This is a genomic window from Pseudomonas sp. GW821-FHT09E04, assembly GCF_059416185.1.
In genome coordinates, this window is record NZ_JBWKOR010000002.1 from 511332 (window position 1) to 528274 (window position 16943).

Consider the following 16943-nt stretch of genomic DNA (forward strand, 5'->3'; position numbering starts at 1 on the left):
TCCCTAGTCATAATTGATGTGCACCTTGGTGTGCGCCGGTGCTGCCCGATGGATCATGCATTCGAGCGCCGAGCCCGGGTTCACGCCGAAGCGCTCGCCCCAGTAACTCGCACCGAAACGCCGACCGAGCAGCAGGCGGCCGCCGGTGTTGAGCGTCCACATGAACTGCGCTTCCCAGGTGCCCCAGTGCGCGGCGCCGAAACGCGAACGGCCCATGCGCGGGGCTTCGAGCTCGGTGATGGTGGCGTTGGGGTAACCCTGGCTTTTGGCGATTTCCAGGTAGTAGCCGACGGCTTGGCTGCCGACCGCCAACAAGCGGCGGCGTACAGCGAGGCGACGGTCGTCGAACAGCGGTGTGGCGCCCAGGCACGGGTCGGGCAGGTTCATCACCTGCTCCCAGTCCGGCACCAGTTCGCTGACACCGGCCGGGTCCATCTCGTTGAGCAGGTCGGCCGCGCGGGCGTCGAGGCGTGCCAGTTCGACGGCGACGCCTTGCAGCACTTCATCGAGTTCCGGCACTCGCTCCGGATCCCACGCAGGTCCCGAAGGCAGCAAGGCACGCAATTGCGCCTGGTATTGCGCGGCGGTTCTTATGCCCCCCATACGCAACCTCCGAAGGTGAGCAGTTCGCTGTCGCCTGCCGCGACGTTCGCCACCGGGGCCGAAAGCACGTGATCGGTTTCACCCGCCGCGCTGCTGATCGCTTCGCGGATATGACTGATCAACAGATCCGCGCCGAGGTCAGCCTCGCGGTTGTGCAGGTCGCGCAACTGGGTTTCGACAGCGGCGCGCACCGCGGTGGTATCGGGCGTCAGCTTCAGTTGATAGGTCACCGGTTTCTGCACTGGCGGGAGCACATGCACTTCGGCGGTCACCGGGCGCAGCGGCTCGATGTAAGCCTGCACTTCGGCCAGTTGATCGGCATTCGGCACCGGTTGCGGATCGTCGTCGCGCATGATGTAGACGCCAACGGTGCCTGGCCCGAGAAAGCCGCCCCGGCACCAGGCGCGCGTCACGCCCGGCACTTCCAGCGCCCAGGTCTCATAGTCGCTGGCCGAACCACCGTGGGGGATGACGCGATAGGAGCGGATCACCCGCGAGCGCAGCGACTCCAGGCTTTCCCGCGCCACCCCGCCATTGAGCCCCGGCGCCAGCACCACAAAGCTGTTGCCAACCACACCGGTGATCGGCTGCACTGGCGTCAGCGCCAGACCGGCCTCGACATTGCCAAGACTCCCGGCATCAAGCGCTGCGATGGAGGTGCTGTTGACGCCATTGACGGTAGTGCGCGCGGCAGTGACTTTGAAGGTGCGACCGTCGCTCGACTGCAGCAACGTATCGACGTCCAGCACCGCGCCCGCCGTCGCGTTGAAGCTGACGTTGCCGGTGGCCACCTGTGCCGGTTTGCGCGGCTGGTTCAGGCGCAGCGCGGCGATGCGTTCCAGGGTGGATTCATCGGCGGTGTCGGGCAGGATCTGCTCGGCAATCCAGTCGAGGTAGCCGTACAGGCCATAGGCGGCGCCGCCGAGTGTGCGGGCCAGGACTTGCGCATCGGACTGGCGCAGCGAATCGCCGGCCAGGTCGCTTTGGGTGCGCTTGATCAGCACCGGCAGCGAAGGGGTTTCAAACGGCATAGATCACCTGCCAACTGTTATCGGGGTTGATGTCCAGACGTTCGCCGTCGGCCAGGGTCAGGACCGTACGCAGGTTCAGGCGCTGGGCGTCGAGGCGTTCGCTGATGATGTCGATGGCGCTGCAATGGCCGTCGTCGATCAGCCACTGCAAGGCTTCGCGGGCATAAAACTCGGCGTCCATCTGGGTCTGTCGGGTCAGCTTGACCCGGCGCAGCAGCCACAACCGCGAACCGATGCGGTCGTCGGCTACGGTCGGAAAGGTGTCGCCCCACCAGCCGTAACGCTCCTCGTCGTCGAGGGCATCGTCGTCGGCCGCACGGCGCCAGGAGAACAGGCTGATCAGCACTGAACGGGTCAGCGCGGCGTGAAGGTTCTGACTGAAAAGCATCACTGACCTCCCGCCGGCGCGCCGGTCTGGCCGCTGCCCGCCTGCACGCCAACGTGCACGTGCTTGATCTGGCTGATGCCGCCAGCCAGCTGATCGCCTTTGGAAACGATCTTGCCGGTCTGGTTGATCACCGGCGTCTCGAAGTTCACGGCGGTGCTGGCGCGGATGTTGAGGGTGGAGGTTTCGATGTCGATGATCCGACCACGCTTGAAGTGAATCTTGTCGCCTTCGTCGGTGTAGATCGCCACCTCGCCGGCCGCCAGCGATTGAAGGCGATAACGGCGGTCGGCGACCACCAGGGCAATGGCGTGGGAACGATCACCGCCCAGAAACGTGACGACGCCTTCGGCACCGGCCAGCGGATGGCTGGTGAAGCCGTAGGGTTCGAAGTGCTCCATGTCGTCATTCACTTCACCGGCGGTGAGGCGCATTTGCAGCGATTGCAGCTTGGAGGCCGAACTGGCGAGCACGACAGTGCCGCGCGCCAGCAGGCGTGTCAGTAGGCTCATAGGGTTTCCTTGGAGGGCGGGGTCGGGCTCAGGTTTTTTTCGGAGGCATCGGATTGGCATCGAAGGTATGCGGCGGCGCCACTTGCAGGGTGGTCACCGAGCCTTGCGCCGACAACGAGTACGTCACCTTGGAAATCAGCATGTCTTCATCGAACCCGAGCACCGGATCCTTGACCCGCACCAGGGTGTTGTGACGCCACAGGTCACCGTTGGACTGACGCCAGCCCTGCACCTGATAAGTGGTGGTCAGCGCCCGGCCCATACGGGTTGCGCTTTCCCATTGGGCCCGTTGCTGGGCCAGTTCGAAGGTCAGTTGCGAGCCTTCGTTGATGATCGTGGTACGCCGGCGCTTGAAGCTCAGGTCGGCCGCCACCGATTCCACTTCGCTGACCGCTGCCCCGCTCTTCTTGTCGTTGCCCTTCTGCTGGCCGATCACCCGGTATTCAGAGAACACCTGGCTGAAATCCATCGGTGCATTGGCCGAGAGAATGTTCTTGCCCAGCTCCAGTGCATCGCTGGCGCGGCCGCCGCTGCCCGGTTTGGCGAGCACCAGCCGGCCTTCGGCGTCATCGGTGGAAAACACCCGGTACAGCGAGAGCAAACGGTCGATCGACTGAAACACCGTTTCACCCGGCACGATCGTGTGTTTGCTCAGGCGTGCGGTCTCGGGAATTTCGTTGACCACCATCAACGCGTACTCCATGGCCAGGGCCTGGACGATGTTCAACAACGACTGATCCTGCCATTGGCCGGGGTTGTTTCGCGCCGCACAATCCACCAGATCCTGGGTCTTGGAGCTGCCCTCGATACTCAGGCTGATCTGCCGTCCGTCATAGCTGATCGGGGCCTTGAACACATAACCGGTGAGCACCAGATCCTTGCCGATCCGCACTTCGCACGGGTCGCCGGCCTTGATCCGCTGATCCACGGTCTGCCCCGGCCATTGCCAGGTGATGTCGAGTTTGAAGGTGCGGAACTGGCGCTCCAGGTCCGCGGTGATCTGCACGCTTTTCCAGCCGCCGTATTCCATGTCGCCGACGGTCAGCGTCACGCGATTGTCAGTCTCGTTCATGGCTCACTCCCTGGAAACTTTGACTTCGTTGGGTGCGAAGCTCGGATGAGACAGACCGTTGCGCTGAATGACCTCGGTCACCCGCGTGGCGTCGCCAAACTGTTTGTAGGCCACGACCACCGCTGGAAAGGTTTCCTGGAAAGTTTTGCTGACCAGTCGCACACCGGATGAAGCCACAGCCTTGAGGTGCGCGATCAGCGCTTCCTTCACATCGGCGATGGCCTGGTAGTGCGCGGGGTCGGCCTTGTCCTGGGCCTTTTGCAGCGCTTCATTCAGCTCTTTTTGCAGCGCTTGCAGATCGTCGGTGACCGGGACTTCCTGACGAGTGATCGGCTGCTTCGATTGCTGATCCAGCGAAGGTGTCGAGTTCAGTTTCACCGGCGTCGACGCCACTGGCATCGAGGCAACCCACTGCGCGACTTTGACGATCAGGGTGTCCTGCACCAGGTTGGCCATCGCTTGCGCGGCAGCGTTGGTGTCCTTGCCGGTGGTGATTTTCGGTGCATCAGCCTTGCGGATGGCTTCGAGTTGTTGGGACACGTCGGCAATCACGCCACGGTAGCCCTCCTTCGCGAATTCCTTCAGCTCTTTGATATCGCCGAGCAGCCCCTTGAATTCCGCCGCCACTTCCTTGGGCAGTTCCTTGACGGCCCTGACCAGTTCGGTGATCTGCTTGTACTGCGCGATCAGCGGTTTGAGCTGCTCCTTGATCACGTCATACACGCCGGTCAGGCTGTTGCGCAGATTGGCGATGCCGATCCGCGCCGCCTTGATCAGGGTCATCGCCTGTTCGAAGCGCGCCACCGCCGAACCGAGCAAACCGTCGGCCTTGATCAGCAGGACTTTTTGCGTGCTGACCGTCGCCGTGGGAAACGGCAGCGGCCGGTCCGGGTAGAACTTCAGGCTGAAGGTCACCATCCCGCCATCCTGGCGGGTGTGGGTCATGTCGCACTCGCCGACCTTGACCTGCAAACGTCCCAGCCACGGGTGCACCAGTTCGCCGCTACCCTGTTCCAGCGCCTGGAGCAGCTTGTCGCGCTGCTCCAGGCAATCGGCACCGATGATGAACGCCGTCAGGTCGTGGGTCTTGGCCTGCTGGCCGAGATCCTCGAAAAACGGCAGGTCGCGTTGCGGGTATTCGTGCAACTGCCCCTTGCGACCGACCGGGGTTTTCGCCTGGTCGATCCAGAAGCCGACACCGCGAAAGGATGCCGGCAACAAACGGTCACGCCAGTTCATTGGAACCTCCTGCCGATAGCGAGCGATAGCCGATGCGCGAACTGAGCGCCAGCCCCGGTTGATTGGTTTGCGGTTGATCGGTGCGCAACCCCGCCGGTGCATTTTCGAAGCGCACCGTCAGGCCGCCTTCGAGCTGCGTACGGTTGTTGGCAGCGCTTTGCTGGATCAGTGCGCCAGAAGATTGCGGCAAAGAACCGCCCTGCAACGCACTGCCGCCCTCGGGTTTCGAGCTGGCTCCGAAGAATGCCGGCGCCAGTTCACCCTTGCCTTCGGCATTGGTCTGGCGTTGCGCCTGGGTCAGGGTTTCGACCTTGCCGGTGACCTTGGCGATCAGCCCGGCGAAGCCACCGTCGAACAGTTCCTTGATCGGAGCGATGACGGTTTGCAGCTTTTGCCACAACTCGCCGAACCACTCGGTGATCGGTCCCCAGTTCTTGATGATCTGCCCCAACGGTGTCCATTCGAACATGTTGTGCAGGAACTCCAGTACCGGTGCGGCCAGCGCCTGCACCACGCCCCACAGCGCCGAAAACACTTCGCTGATCGGCTGCCAGTACTGGGCGATCTGCTCCAGCGGCGACCATTCGAACAGGCTCTGGAAGAAGCTTTTGACCTGCTGTGCCGAGGCTTGCAGCGTGGCCCAGATCGGTTCGAAGAACGTCACGATGGCGCCCCAGTTGTTGACGATCATCCCCAGCGGGGAATAGTCGAACAAGGTGCCGAAGAAATCCTTGATGGCTTGCGCCGCCGGTTGCAGCGAGGCCCAGATCGAGGCGAAGAAGCCGGTGATCGCGCCCCAGTTGTTGATGATCATGCCCAGCGGCGTCCAGTCGAACAGACCTTTGAGGAACGACATCACCGGCACACTCAAGGCCTTGAGCAATTCCCAGATCGCCGAAAACAGACCGGTCAACGGCCCCCAGTTTTCCAGGATCAGGCCTGCGGGCGACCACGAGAAAACCGACTTGAAGAAGTCGATCACAGGCGCGGTCACAGCCTTGACCTTGTCCCAGATCCCCGAGAAGAAACCCGTGACCGGTTCCCACAGCGCCGCCAGTGCCTCCAGCGGCCGCCAGTCGAGCACCGAACGCAACGTCGCCATTGCACTCGCCCCGGCGTTTTTCACGCCCTCCCACAATCCGGTGAAGAACGCGGAAATCGGTGTCCAGTTGGCCACGATCAAACCGGCCGCCACGGCAATGCCCATGGCGATCAACATGATCGGATTGGTCTTGAGCACCATGCTCATCACGTCGAACACCTGTGTCGCACCGGTGACGGCGGTTTGCATGGCAGAAAACGCAATCGCCCCCGCTGCCAGCCCTTCGACCAGTTTCGGGTTGTCGGCCAGCAGGCTGCCGACCTGGGTCAGCACCGGTTCCAGCCCGACCACCAACGCCCCCACGGCCGGCACCAGTGCGGCGTCCACCGCGGCGGAGACCTTTTCCATCGACGCACTGAACACGTTCATGTTCTGCGCGGCGGCTTTCGGTGTTTCCGGCAGATCGACGGTTTTCGCCGTTTCGCTGACTTCGGTCAACTTGCCCTGAAACGCAGCAGCCGATTTGATGCCGTCCACGAACGGCGTAATCACGCTGCCGCCCTTGAACAGACCGCTGATGTCCAGTTTGCCGAGGCCGGTCTGTTCGAGGTTTTTCTTGAAGCTCTCGACCTTTACTCGCAGGGCACCGAGCTTGGGCGACAGTTCATCGATGCCCGTCAGCAGCACCGAGGTTTTCTCTTTCTTTTCTTCGTCTGCCATCACTGCACCTGCTGCATCGCATTGATCCGTTGCGCGTGCTCCAGCGATTCGCGGAGCACATCCAGTGGCCTGGCCATCATCTGTTCGGGGTCAACCTTCCAGAACCAGGCCAGGTCATAGGCGACCGAAATCAGGTCGGTGATGGCTCCGACGCCGCACTCATGAAAAAACTCGCAACGGCCCAGCTCAACGCGTTGAGGTCAGCCAGATCCAACTGGTTGACCGACGACGGCGGAATGCCGGCGCACACGGCGATGTATTTGGCCGCCACGTCCATGTCGAGGCTGACCTCTTCGCTCTTGTCGATCTTGTACGGCAGCGCCTTGATCGCTCGCACCTCCTGCACCGTCGGACGGCGCAGGACGAGTTCGGTCAGGGGCTCGCCGTGAGCTTCGATCGCAACTTGAAGCTTCACGGCGCCGCTCATTGCCAGGTCCCCTTGATGCCTTCGAATTTCAGTTCGATGGTGGCGTCATCGCCTTTGGAGACTGGCTCTTCGACCAGGTAGGCACCGGCCAGCACATAGACTTTGCCGTTGCTGAATTCGCAGGTGACGGTGATGTCGGTGCCTTCGATCAGCTTCTTCAGCGGGAAGTCGGCGGTGTGCAGCGCGGTCACTTTGAACGACGGCGCGATGTCGGTTTCCTTGTAGAAACCCGGCACGACGGTTTCACGTTTGACGGCCATCAGCGGGGCTTCGCAGCCGCCGTTGATAGTCAGTTGTGCACCGTCGACCTTGACGTAGCAGGTGCCTGCAATCAGTTGACCCATGGTGTTACTCCCTTCAAATAAAAAGCCCACGCGAGGTGGGCTGAAATCACAGTGTCAAACGGGCCGATCAGGCGACGTCGTCGTACTGCAGACGGAACTGGTTGAGCAGTGCGAACACGCGCAGACCGTTGATGTAATCCGGCGGGAACAGCACGTTCACGCGGCTCGGGTCCTGCACGTCGCGCTCGACGATCAGGTGCTCGGCGAACAGCTCGGCGTTTTCCACGTGGCCTTCCAGTTCGAGCTTGGCGTACTGGGCAATCAGCTCACCGCGAATGGTCGCCGGGGTGACGATCGGCTGGCCGGCGCCGAAGCGGGTGCCATCGGAAGCCAGTTTGTGGCGACCGTACTTGCTGGTGATCACGCTTTGCAGACGACGCACGATGAACGCCGACTGGTGCATGGTTTCGCTGTCCAGGTACGAGTTGTCGGCCTGGCCGTAAGCGTTCTTTTGATAGGTTGTGATCGAGCGCTGGATACGCACGTAACCGCCTTCGTAGTACGCGGTGGCGATGCCGTAGTTGAGCAGCGACTGACGCTCGGTCAGGGTGAAGCGCTCGCTGGCCGGTGCCGGATCGACACCCGGCAGGCTGCCGCTCTGGGTCGGGCGGCTGGCATCGGCCGAGATGAACACCGAAGTGCGTGCAGCCAGTGCCGCAGCTTGTACCCACACCGGTTGCGGAACGCCCGGCTCCAGCGCCTGAATGGTCATGTGCTGGTCATTGCGAGCTTGACCGGCTGCCACCAGAGTGCCGACGGTGCCGCGCTTGGCGCTGTAGACGTGACCGAACAGTTGCTTGGCCCACGACCAGCGACCGGTGCTGTCATCCATCACCGCTTGCCAGGTGTTGAGGGTCGCCAGATCGGACCATGGCAGCGTGATGAATTCGAACGGCTCATCACCCAGTGCCGCAACGGCAGCCACTTGATCCGGTACACCGACGCCGCCGGTCATGGCGGTGATCGCGGTGGTCAGACCGGCCGGGGTTTCTTCGCCGTTGCTCTTGCCCAGGCGATTGAATTGCAGGCTGATGTCGTTGCCGCTCTCGCCGGTCCATTTGGCGTTCAGGGTGACCACGCCTTCAGCGGCTGCAGCGCTCACCGGCAGATCGGCGGTGGCGTTGATTTTCTGTGCCAGGGCGGTGGCCGCCTGGGCAGCAGTGGCACCGTTGACCACGGTGGCCTGTACACGGACGCCGCCGACATACAGGTTGAGCACGCCAGCCTGAGTCGCGGTGCCGGTCAGGGTCAGCACGCCTTTGGCGATGGCACCGGTGGCGTTGTGCAGCGGCAGGCACCAGATCTCACCGATCGGGTCGGCCTTGCGGAAGGTCTCGTACATCGAGGCCAGCATCGAGCCCTGGCCGCCAATGCTCTTGGCCAGTGCCACGCTGGAAACCAGCACCAGTTTGCCGACTTCGCTCGGGGCGATGTTGTCGTTGACCTGCGCCACGATCAGGCGGCGCATGGACGAGGACGCGCTATTGGCGGCCGAGTTGTCCATTTCGGCATAGAACAGCGGTACACGAATGTCCGCAGGAATGTTGCTGAATCCGATCGCCATTATTTGGCTCCCTTTTGTTTAGCTGTTGCGGTTTTGAGGGTGATATCGCCGTCGGCCAGACGCCGGCGCCACCAGGCGCTGTCCAGCACTTCACGGCCTTCCAGTGGCAGCAGGTCGCCTGCTTCCGGGTCCGGCACGGCACGGCCAGCGGCCGGCACTACGGTGATGCGGTTGCTCATGGGGTTACGTCTCCAGAGAAAGTCATTTCCACGCGCCCGTCAGGGCCCGGGTGTTTCAGGTTGGGGTCGGCCGGGTCGATCGCATCGACCCGCACGGTGACCCCGGTAAAGGACGACAAACCGTCCAGTTCACGTTCGTGCCAACTCTCCGCAGGCTGACTTGGCAGATTGCGGCCCAGCTGGAACTCGGCAAAAAAGCGCAGCCGGTAGAACGCGCGGCTGCTGTTGATCGAGACCGTTTCGCCGCCGTCATAAACGATGGCGCTGTAGTCGGAACCGGGCTTGAAACCCACCAGCGCCCGCCACACTTCGGCGCGCAGGTCGTGCAACAGATCCAGCGCTTTTGTGGCGTCCGTGGCATCAAGCACCAGGATGATTTCGAAGCGGTCGCGGATCGGCTGGCTGGCAGAGTTCTGTGCGGTGCTGGCGCTGGCCAGATCGGCCAGCGGTAAAACATGAGCCGACGGTGTCGGCAGATTCGGGTTGCCTTGCAGAAGCGCCAGGTCGACACCTGTCGCGATATGGCCGGCAAGGCTTGGGCATTGCGCACGCAGCTGCGTGAGGATCGGGGAGATCTTCATGGGGAGCGTTCCAGGATGTGTGAGTGGCCACAGTGATGCGTGTGGCGGTGAGACCGGGGGATCAGTCCTTGGCTTTTGCCTCGGGATCCCGGCCGTTGGCTTCGATCAGGCAGCGATAGCTTTCTTCGGGCTTGCCGCTGGCAGTCACCTTCTCGATCGACCAGCGACCGCGCATGAAGTCGGGCCAGGTGTCATCGAGCACCAACAGACCTTCGGCCACCAGCAGCGGATCACCCGGGCAAGTAACTTTCAGCTTGTATTTCTCGCGCAGCATCTTGCGCACTTCGGCTTCGCCGATGGCTTTGGCTTCTTCCACACTGGCCTGTTTCTGACGAATGACCTTGTAGGGCGCCGAGCCGGTTTTCACCTCCACCTGCTTGCCGGCATTGGCGTCCCAACAGCAGACTTTGCAACCCTGATTCTGGGTGCGGGCGGTCTCTTCCAGCGTGGCGCTGATGAAGGCGTGATCGCCCGGCCGATTGTTGTGGGTCACCGACAGCCTGACGTTCGGTATCACCTGACCCGACAGGGTTTTGAGCTGCGCCGGTTTCGCCAGTACGTAGAGGTCGTTGAACGGTTTGGCTACCGCGTCGTACTTTTTCGCCAGTCGCGTGATGAAGCTCATGTCGGTTTCGTTCGACTGGTCGACATGAGCGATCCTGATCAGCGCCAGTTCGGGATCGACGCGCGGGGAGAAACCGTGCGGCTCAACCAGTTTGCGAAACAGCCCGCCAAGCGTCGTGGGGCCATGACTGGCCGTGCGCCGTTCCTTGAATCCGGTTTCGTCCTTGCCGCTGAAAGGCGCGGCGGTCGCGACCAGCGTCAGGCGCAGCGGGAACAGCGTGGGTGTCAGTCGAGTGACCTTGAAATGGCCCTTTTCGACCAGCCCGGTCTCCAGATAGCCCACCCGCAAGCCTATGATTCCGCCCAGGGTCGGCAAGCCTTCAAGGCCTTCCAGGTCGAGCACCAGCGTCAGTTGATCGGACTCCATTCCGGCGGCATCGATGTGTTCCCAACTGATCAGGCGCTGGTTCAGCAGGTCCTTGTTAGCGCCGTAGATTTCGATCGCCGGTGTAAATCCCTGTGCCATGCAGCCTCCTTAATCCCAAGCCAGAACCGGTTTGATCGCGGCCGGTTTCGAGTCGAGCTCCGGCAGCGTCACCCAGACACCGGCCGGCAGGATCGGGCCGTGCTCGGCCAGGGTCGGGTTGAGTGCCCACAGGGCTTCTTCGGCGCTGTCATCGCTGCGACCGGTTTCGCGGTAGAGCAACAGATTCACCGAATCACCGGCCACGCTTCGTACCTTACGCATTGTTGAACTCCGACAATCCGATGACCCACTTGATCACCATCGCGGTGCCGTCATCGATGACCTCGCTCTGGTTTTCGTCGATGCTGTTGATCCGCCATAAACCCCAGTTGCGACCAATGCCGTCAATCAACGGCAGCGGTACTCTCAACGCTTGCAGCGCACGCAGCTCATCGAGCCGCTCCATCGCCACGGCGTACATCGAGGTGCCGCCGATGGTCAGGGATTCGGGCTTCTGGCCTGTCTGGTGGGACCTGGGTTTGCTGTTGAGGATCTGCAGATCAGTCCAGCCACCCTCGGATTTGCGCGACAGCGTGCTGTACGCAAAGTCCCGGGACAGTCCGAAGATGAAACTGCCCAGTGCCATTTGTTGTTTCATTGGGCGACTCCATCGGTCAGGGCTGCGTCACGGCGTATGGAGAGGGCATTGCCGGCCACACCCGGGACAAATTGGGACGTGAAGTGCGACTCAAGCACCTGCGAAAGCATCGTGCCGAGCTTCTCGGAGTTGAGCATTTCGCTGCCGCTGACATGAACTGAAGGTGCGTAGGTGAATTGCGGAGGTGGCGTTGGTGTTTGCATTTGCGCCGCGGACAGGTCCTTGGCGACTTCCGCTGGCGGGGCGAGCTTGTCCTCAGGCGGCGTCGCCTGATGCTCCCCCACATAGGACCCGATTATTCCACCCAACGTGCCACCAATGAAGGTTCCGATGCCAGGCGCAATGAACGTACCGATCGTAGCGCCAATCGCCGTTCCGGCCAGTTCACCGGCCGCGCCCTTTACCGCTTTGTCATCACCTTCGCGCCAGCCTTTCAACCCTTTATAGGCAGCGTGAGCAATGGCCAGAGGTGCACCAACCTTGATGGCAGGCAATGCCTTGACAACCGACGGCATGAGCTTGCCCCCCAAACCCTCTGCCAATGACATGACTTTCGCGCCAGCCCCGCTCAGCCGACTCGGCATGGCGCTTTTGACAACATCGCCAACCATTCTGAATCGGGTGAGCGCATCGTCGAACATGGGTGCGACTCTGGCCGTCACACCACTCAAGCGACTGCTCCTGCGGGTTATGGAAGCGGTGCCGGCCGACCGTGCAGCAGAAGGGGTGCGTCGGCGTGATCCACGCCCCTTCTTCCTGCTTTTGCGACCGTCGCCATCGTTGTCATCACCGCCTATCACATTGGCAATATCCGGCGGCAGTCTCGCCGATGCCAGGCGCAATAGTTTCGTGGAAACCACGTCGAGCACCGAGGCCACGCCGGACTTCAACGCCCCCCCCACAAACGGCATGGCTGCCACGCCGAGCAGAACCAGCCCTGCCGTGAGGGCCGGGAACGTTTCTGCCGCTGCGCTCACACCGTTGACCAGTGCGGTGAGCACTACGGCGGCACCGTCAGCCAAGGGCGCAAGCGCCGTACCGAATGCAGTGGTCAACCGGGTTAGACTTGCGTCCAGCGCATTCCAGCGACCCTGCGAAGTATTGCCAAACGCCTCTGCGGACTTCGCCGCAGCACCTTCGCCCGCGCCAAGCTCCGTTGTTGCGTACTTGTGCTTGTCGGCTACCAGCGAGAAGGCGTTTTTTACATCGTCTGGCTTCTTCAGCAGTTCGAGAACTCGGGTGTCGTTTTCGCCGAACAGCGTCTTCGTCAGTGCTGCCCGCTCTTGCACAGGCTGCTCGTTAAGTGCAGCAAGAACCGAGTTGATGACAGCAGGTGCATCCTTCCTCATACCCTCAGACAGCGATTGAGGATCAAGCCCTAACTGAGTCAAGGCTGTTCGCTGCTCAGTCGATACCGCCCCGCCTTTGGCCAGCATCGAGGTGATGCCCTTAAGCGCGGCGCTGGCGCCCTCCTTGTCCGCACCACTATTGAGTAGAGCCGCCGCCAATGCGGCGACCTGTTCGGGCGTCAATCCGGCGGCAATCGCACTCTCGCCGGAACGTTGCACCACCGAACCGATGTCGGCGGCCTTGGCATCCAGACCGCTATTGCCGAGGTAGGTCGTTGCATCCGCAAGATCCTGGCTTTGATACTGATCCAGCTTCAGCGAGGAACGCCACGCAGCGAGCATTTCGCCAGCCGTCTTGACGTCCATCCTGAATGCCGATGCGTTGATTGCGGCATCATGGGAGAACCACTTCAGTTCGTTCGCCCGCTGGTCACCTTTGGCACCATCGGCAATGCCGGATCTGGCTCCGGCAAGCTGCACTTGCAACAGATCCGCGTTGGTCGCACCACTGGCGGATATCTGTTTCTCGCTGGCGAGTTCCAGAGTGCTCTGCGAGTGCGCTTGAAGCTGATCACTGCTCAGCTTGAGCAACTGATTGAGTTCGACAAGCGCCGTCTCGTTGGCCATGGCTGGTTGCATGAGCTTAGGAGGTGGACGCTGCTCGATCTCGGCCTTGAGTTTTGACTTTGGTTCGGCGCTTGCAGCCGGGGATGCAGCACTCACCTTGAACAGCGACTGCTGATTGGCCAACAGCTCTCGAAGCTTGATCTGTTCCTGGGTCAGTAAACGAATATCCGCACTGGCCATAGCCAGTGCCAGACTCAAATCCACCAGCGGTGTGCCGAGGCTGTCGGGCGCTATCGATCCGCCCGCCAGTCTGGCGTTGCCGAACGCCATGCTTCCAGTCTCGCTGGCGAGCATCGGCGCATACTTCGTATCTGCCATGCCGCTCTACTCCTGTTTCACGCCAAGGCGAGTGATCGCTATGTCGTAGCGGCGCAACGCCTTTTCGGCGTCCCACTCCAGAATTTCCGCCTCACTTACCGGGTAAATGAGCGGCACGATATCGAGGATTACTTCGATGTCGCGCTCTGAAAGAAGGCCGCCGGCTGGTTTAAAAAATCGTCGATGCGCACCTGCAATTGTGTCCAGTCCGGGACGGTCATCAGGGCCAGATCGGGGATCATCAGGCCGGTGCAATGGGCGGTGATGAACTCGGCGCGTTCCTTGGCCGTTTTCAGTTTCTTCATCACTTTGGTGGCACGCAGCGCCGGCATTTCCAGGCTCAACGAGGTGACGGTGCGGCCGGTGACGGCGAGCGGTTGCAGCAGTTGCACCTGGTCGGGATCGTCGGTTTTTTCCGCGTCTTCGACCTGGTCGAGAAAGTACGACGCCGGACGGGTCGACATCTCGTGCACGTACTGCGCAATGGTTACGTAGTCCGGACGTTTGAGCTGGTCGAGTTCCTTGACCGACAACCCGGTGGCCAGCAGCGCCAGTTCGAAGAACTGATCGTCTTCGTCATCACCGGCGCGTTCCAGCGCGTCTTTCTGGGCGGCGTAGAACAAAGGCTTGAGCTGGATCGTTGCGATCTGCGAGCCGTCGTCACCGGTGATCGGCGACAACAGGTCATGCTGGGGTGGCATCCACGACATGAAAGGAATTCCTTGGGTGTTCTTGAAGATCCCTGTGGGCGTGAGCGCCCACAGGGTGTGTGCTTGATGCGCCGAAAAGGCTTACGGCATCAGCACCGCACGACGGGCATCACCAAGGATGTCGACGCCGTTGAGCACGAACTTCTGGGTGCGCACGTCGATGTCGATCACCGGAATGCCGTTTTCCAGACGGTTGTAGGTGCGGCAGGAGAGTTCCAGCGTGGTGATGGCTTTACTGCCCATTTTCAAGGCATCTTCAGCCAGAGATTTCAGCTTGCCGCCGACGGTGTGATAGGTGAACCAGGTGTTGCCGTCCTGATCCTGACCGGCTTCACGCACGTTCAGCAGAATGTCGTCGCCCAGCTTCACGCCCATCGCCAGCAGCACTTCTGCGCCGGTGCCTTGCAGCTTGAGCGTGGCATTCAGCGGCTTGGCGCTCTTGGCCATTTCCTCGACGATGAAGCGCCCGCCCGTCATGCCTTCCATCTCGAAATCGATCTTCGGCGGGGTGAACTCTTCCACGGTCGCCGACAACGGCAGGCCTTGCAGGGTGGCCGCGATGGCCTGTCTTACGCGGTTGGTAAACATTAGAGAACGTCCTCCAGGAACTGCTCGATGATTTCATCGCGGGCGTTGAGTTGATAAACCATGTGTTCGTTCGGCGCGTAGCGACCGTAGTCGATGACCACGTACCAAGTGCCGTTCTTGTACTTCTCGACGCTGTTGAGTTCCGGGTGCAGGTAGACGCTGCCGCCAGGAATGGTTTCGTCGGCGACCAGGGTTTGCAGCCAGTCGTTGATGCGTTTGACTTCCTGATCCATGAACGACTTGGTCAGGTTCTTGGCCATGGCTTTCTGGCCGGCCTTCACCAGCTTGCGGCTGATGGCGTCTTCCAGACCGACGTAGCTGATGAACTTGCCGGTGATCGAACGGTTGCCCAGCAGCGAGAAGCCACCCAGCACGGTGCGGGCGTAGTAGCTGACGCCGTAGCGGTTGAGCAGATCGCCTTCGGTGGAGGTGTCGAGGATGTTGTACTCAACGACGCGGGACACGTCTTCGGCGTAGGTCACCTGGTTGCCCGGGCTTTCCCATTGCTTGACCTTGGCCAGCGCGGCAATCGCCAGGCTCGACGGCGCGAGGAAGACGTTTTTCTTCGCCGCTTTCGAGTACACGGCGGGCATGTTGTGCACCACCAGGCAACGGTCGAAACCGAGGTCGGCGCCGCCCAGATCCTTGCTGTACAACACTTGGTCAGCGACCGAAGCATCCTTGCCGTCCAGTACCACACGGGCCTTGATGCGCTTGCCGAACGAGGCGAACTCGCTGGCCACCGCCTTGGTGCCGGTGAAGCCCGGCGCGCCGATGATGGTCAGGTCTTCCGGGACGCTGCCCAGTGCAGCGAGACCGAGTTTGCGGCCGGTGGCCGGCTCAACGCCGCCGATTACCGCATTGACGGTATCGGCCGGGGTTGCGCCCGCTTCGACGATCACCACGTACACCGGCACCTTGACCACTTTGAGGATCTGGTAGACCGCGTGGTACAGGGTGCCCTCTTCCGAACCAGTCGGGTCGAGCAGCGCGTGGGTGGTGAAGCTATTGATGCGAAACGGTGCGTTACGCGGAATCAGCGGATCGGCCTTCGGCGCAGTGCCGACCAGACCGATGACGTTGTCACCCAGGCCACCCATGGCCTCGGGGGATTCGGTGGCATTGACGGTAATGCCGTTGTGCTCGAAGTTCAGAACCTCAGCCATAGTCAGTCAGCCTTCTTGGCAGCGGCCTTGACGGCCTTGGTGGTAGGTGTTTTCAGCTCCAGTCGACCGGCGCTGTGCAGGGCACTGGCCTCGACATCGAGCAGATCGAGTTCCTGGCCGACGCTCGACCAGTGCCCACCGCCGGTGGGGAATGGAACGAGCACGGTGTAGGTTTGGCGGGTTGCCATTTTTCGTTTCTCCATAAACGGGAAAGCCCCTCAAAGGGAGGGGCTTGGCGGGTGTTGAATGTATTGGGCGGATAAGAAAACGCCCCGGAGTGCGGGGCGTTTATTTCAGAGCTGCGAAATCAGCCTGCAAGGAATCCGGCCAGCCCTCGGCCAGCATTTCTTCTCGGTAGGTACCCGCAGAGACCGAATCAAGCAATGCTTTCTCCCGGTCAAAGCAGGCCTGTACGTGCGCTCGGACGGTCGTGGCAATCGCAATGATCTGCGTCGCGCTGATCTCGACAAAGCCGGTCATGGTCTTGAAGTTGCAGCAGTATTCAGGATTGAGGACGGCAGATAGACCGGTGCCGGCAATCAAAGCCTGGCTGTCTCGCGTCGTACCAATCGACAGTCCATCGACAACAACGCCGGTACCCTCACGTCGGTAGCGCTCTTCTGCGATCAGCAGCGCCAGTCGACTGCGCTCTACTTGCGCTGCGTCAAATCCAAAAGCGGCTTCAAGCTCTTGAATGGTGGGCTCGTGATCAAACAGAACTTCGCTTTCACTTAATACCCAGTCAGGCTCGACAAAACGCAACGACGCACCATTATTTGAATATGCTCGATACATAAG

21 protein-coding genes are annotated in these 16943 nt (G+C 61.4%); all 21 read right to left on the minus strand.

Annotated elements, in window-relative coordinates; all coding sequences use genetic code 11:
- Positions 1-3 precede the first annotated feature (3 nt).
- Positions 4-603, minus strand: a complete 600-nt coding sequence (locus AC07N4_RS08780; RefSeq protein ID WP_096819582.1) for a YmfQ family protein — start codon at positions 601-603, stop codon at positions 4-6.
- Entirely contained in the window at positions 591-1634 is a 1044-nt protein-coding gene (locus AC07N4_RS08785) for a baseplate J/gp47 family protein (protein ID WP_493065375.1), read from the minus strand. The genes AC07N4_RS08780 and AC07N4_RS08785 overlap by 13 nt, the downstream gene beginning before the upstream one ends.
- Positions 1624-2022, minus strand: a complete 399-nt coding sequence (locus AC07N4_RS08790; RefSeq protein ID WP_096819584.1) for a phage GP46 family protein — start codon at positions 2020-2022, stop codon at positions 1624-1626. Before AC07N4_RS08790 ends, AC07N4_RS08785 begins: the two co-directional genes overlap by 11 nt.
- Positions 2022-2531, minus strand: coding sequence for a phage baseplate assembly protein V (locus AC07N4_RS08795; RefSeq protein WP_096819585.1), 510 nt, complete (start codon positions 2529-2531; stop codon positions 2022-2024). Before AC07N4_RS08795 ends, AC07N4_RS08790 begins: the two co-directional genes overlap by 1 nt.
- Positions 2532-2559: 28 nt before the next feature.
- A complete protein-coding gene (locus AC07N4_RS08800) occupies positions 2560-3603 on the minus strand; it encodes a phage baseplate assembly protein (RefSeq protein ID WP_493065374.1) in 1044 nt (347 codons plus the stop codon).
- A gap of 3 nt (positions 3604-3606) precedes the next feature.
- On the minus strand, positions 3607-4842 hold the full coding sequence (locus AC07N4_RS08805) for a DNA circularization protein (protein WP_493065373.1): 1236 nt from the start codon (positions 4840-4842) through the stop codon (positions 3607-3609).
- The gene (locus AC07N4_RS08810) at positions 4829-6604 is read right to left on the minus strand and encodes a phage tail tape measure protein (RefSeq protein ID WP_493065372.1); all 1776 of its coding nucleotides are present in this window, start codon (positions 6602-6604) and stop codon (positions 4829-4831) included. Before AC07N4_RS08810 ends, AC07N4_RS08805 begins: the two co-directional genes overlap by 14 nt.
- 130 nt (positions 6605-6734) lie before the next feature.
- A complete protein-coding gene (locus tag AC07N4_RS08815; protein WP_003222226.1) occupies positions 6735-7031 on the minus strand; it encodes a phage tail assembly protein in 297 nt (98 codons plus the stop codon).
- Positions 7028-7375, minus strand: a complete 348-nt coding sequence (locus AC07N4_RS08820; RefSeq protein ID WP_007908779.1) for a phage tail tube protein — start codon at positions 7373-7375, stop codon at positions 7028-7030. The genes AC07N4_RS08815 and AC07N4_RS08820 overlap by 4 nt, the downstream gene beginning before the upstream one ends.
- Positions 7376-7442: 67 nt before the next feature.
- Entirely contained in the window at positions 7443-8939 is a 1497-nt protein-coding gene (locus AC07N4_RS08825; protein WP_096819589.1) for a phage tail sheath subtilisin-like domain-containing protein, read from the minus strand.
- On the minus strand, positions 8939-9118 hold the full coding sequence (locus AC07N4_RS08830; protein WP_007954893.1) for a DUF2635 domain-containing protein: 180 nt from the start codon (positions 9116-9118) through the stop codon (positions 8939-8941). Before AC07N4_RS08830 ends, AC07N4_RS08825 begins: the two co-directional genes overlap by 1 nt.
- Positions 9115-9699 (minus strand): phage tail terminator protein, encoded by a 585-nt coding sequence (locus AC07N4_RS08835; RefSeq protein WP_102621403.1) that lies wholly within the window; start codon positions 9697-9699, stop codon positions 9115-9117. The genes AC07N4_RS08830 and AC07N4_RS08835 overlap by 4 nt, the downstream gene beginning before the upstream one ends.
- Positions 9700-9760: 61 nt before the next feature.
- A complete protein-coding gene (locus tag AC07N4_RS08840; protein ID WP_102621404.1) occupies positions 9761-10789 on the minus strand; it encodes a phage tail protein in 1029 nt (342 codons plus the stop codon).
- Between the two features lie 9 nt (positions 10790-10798).
- The gene (locus tag AC07N4_RS08845; protein WP_102621405.1) at positions 10799-11011 is read right to left on the minus strand and encodes a tail protein X; all 213 of its coding nucleotides are present in this window, start codon (positions 11009-11011) and stop codon (positions 10799-10801) included.
- Complete coding sequence (locus AC07N4_RS08850; protein WP_102621406.1) at positions 11004-11387, minus strand: phage tail protein; 384 nt, start codon at positions 11385-11387, stop codon at positions 11004-11006. The genes AC07N4_RS08845 and AC07N4_RS08850 overlap by 8 nt, the downstream gene beginning before the upstream one ends.
- Complete coding sequence (locus tag AC07N4_RS08855) at positions 11384-13681, minus strand: phage tail tape measure protein (protein ID WP_493065371.1); 2298 nt, start codon at positions 13679-13681, stop codon at positions 11384-11386. Before AC07N4_RS08855 ends, AC07N4_RS08850 begins: the two co-directional genes overlap by 4 nt.
- Before the next feature lie 128 nt (positions 13682-13809).
- The gene (locus AC07N4_RS08860) at positions 13810-14391 is read right to left on the minus strand and encodes a phage tail assembly protein (protein WP_102621408.1); all 582 of its coding nucleotides are present in this window, start codon (positions 14389-14391) and stop codon (positions 13810-13812) included.
- An 81-nt stretch (positions 14392-14472) separates the two neighbouring features.
- On the minus strand, positions 14473-14979 hold the full coding sequence (locus tag AC07N4_RS08865; protein WP_096819596.1) for a phage major tail tube protein: 507 nt from the start codon (positions 14977-14979) through the stop codon (positions 14473-14475).
- Positions 14979-16145 (minus strand): phage tail sheath protein, encoded by a 1167-nt coding sequence (locus AC07N4_RS08870; RefSeq protein WP_192559916.1) that lies wholly within the window; start codon positions 16143-16145, stop codon positions 14979-14981. Before AC07N4_RS08870 ends, AC07N4_RS08865 begins: the two co-directional genes overlap by 1 nt.
- Before the next feature lie 2 nt (positions 16146-16147).
- On the minus strand, positions 16148-16333 hold the full coding sequence (locus AC07N4_RS08875; protein ID WP_039771239.1) for a hypothetical protein: 186 nt from the start codon (positions 16331-16333) through the stop codon (positions 16148-16150).
- A gap of 100 nt (positions 16334-16433) precedes the next feature.
- On the minus strand, positions 16434-16940 hold the full coding sequence (locus tag AC07N4_RS08880) for a DUF4376 domain-containing protein (protein WP_493065370.1): 507 nt from the start codon (positions 16938-16940) through the stop codon (positions 16434-16436).
- Between the last annotated feature and the right edge of the window lie 3 nt (positions 16941-16943).

Bases quoted from the DNA above. Each gene is read 5' to 3' on its own strand.
- AC07N4_RS08780 (WP_096819582.1), bottom strand. From the start codon at position 603: ATGGGGGGCATAAGAACCGCCGCGCAATACCAGGCGCAATTGCGTGCC.
- AC07N4_RS08785 (WP_493065375.1), bottom strand. From the start codon at position 1,634: ATGCCGTTTGAAACCCCTTCGCTGCCGGTGCTGATCAAGCGCACCCAA.
- AC07N4_RS08790 (WP_096819584.1), bottom strand. From the start codon at position 2,022: ATGCTTTTCAGTCAGAACCTTCACGCCGCGCTGACCCGTTCAGTGCTG.
- AC07N4_RS08795 (WP_096819585.1), bottom strand. From the start codon at position 2,531: ATGAGCCTACTGACACGCCTGCTGGCGCGCGGCACTGTCGTGCTCGCC.
- AC07N4_RS08800 (WP_493065374.1), bottom strand. From the start codon at position 3,603: ATGAACGAGACTGACAATCGCGTGACGCTGACCGTCGGCGACATGGAA.
- AC07N4_RS08805 (WP_493065373.1), bottom strand. From the start codon at position 4,842: ATGAACTGGCGTGACCGTTTGTTGCCGGCATCCTTTCGCGGTGTCGGC.
- AC07N4_RS08810 (WP_493065372.1), bottom strand. From the start codon at position 6,604: ATGGCAGACGAAGAAAAGAAAGAGAAAACCTCGGTGCTGCTGACGGGC.
- AC07N4_RS08815 (WP_003222226.1), bottom strand. From the start codon at position 7,031: ATGAGCGGCGCCGTGAAGCTTCAAGTTGCGATCGAAGCTCACGGCGAG.
- AC07N4_RS08820 (WP_007908779.1), bottom strand. From the start codon at position 7,375: ATGGGTCAACTGATTGCAGGCACCTGCTACGTCAAGGTCGACGGTGCA.
- AC07N4_RS08825 (WP_096819589.1), bottom strand. From the start codon at position 8,939: ATGGCGATCGGATTCAGCAACATTCCTGCGGACATTCGTGTACCGCTG.
- AC07N4_RS08830 (WP_007954893.1), bottom strand. From the start codon at position 9,118: ATGAGCAACCGCATCACCGTAGTGCCGGCCGCTGGCCGTGCCGTGCCG.
- AC07N4_RS08835 (WP_102621403.1), bottom strand. From the start codon at position 9,699: ATGAAGATCTCCCCGATCCTCACGCAGCTGCGTGCGCAATGCCCAAGC.
- AC07N4_RS08840 (WP_102621404.1), bottom strand. From the start codon at position 10,789: ATGGCACAGGGATTTACACCGGCGATCGAAATCTACGGCGCTAACAAG.
- AC07N4_RS08845 (WP_102621405.1), bottom strand. From the start codon at position 11,011: ATGCGTAAGGTACGAAGCGTGGCCGGTGATTCGGTGAATCTGTTGCTC.
- AC07N4_RS08850 (WP_102621406.1), bottom strand. From the start codon at position 11,387: ATGAAACAACAAATGGCACTGGGCAGTTTCATCTTCGGACTGTCCCGG.
- AC07N4_RS08855 (WP_493065371.1), bottom strand. From the start codon at position 13,681: ATGGCAGATACGAAGTATGCGCCGATGCTCGCCAGCGAGACTGGAAGC.
- AC07N4_RS08860 (WP_102621408.1), bottom strand. From the start codon at position 14,391: ATGTCGTGGATGCCACCCCAGCATGACCTGTTGTCGCCGATCACCGGT.
- AC07N4_RS08865 (WP_096819596.1), bottom strand. From the start codon at position 14,979: ATGTTTACCAACCGCGTAAGACAGGCCATCGCGGCCACCCTGCAAGGC.
- AC07N4_RS08870 (WP_192559916.1), bottom strand. From the start codon at position 16,145: ATGGCTGAGGTTCTGAACTTCGAGCACAACGGCATTACCGTCAATGCC.
- AC07N4_RS08875 (WP_039771239.1), bottom strand. From the start codon at position 16,333: ATGGCAACCCGCCAAACCTACACCGTGCTCGTTCCATTCCCCACCGGC.
- AC07N4_RS08880 (WP_493065370.1), bottom strand. From the start codon at position 16,940: ATGTATCGAGCATATTCAAATAATGGTGCGTCGTTGCGTTTTGTCGAG.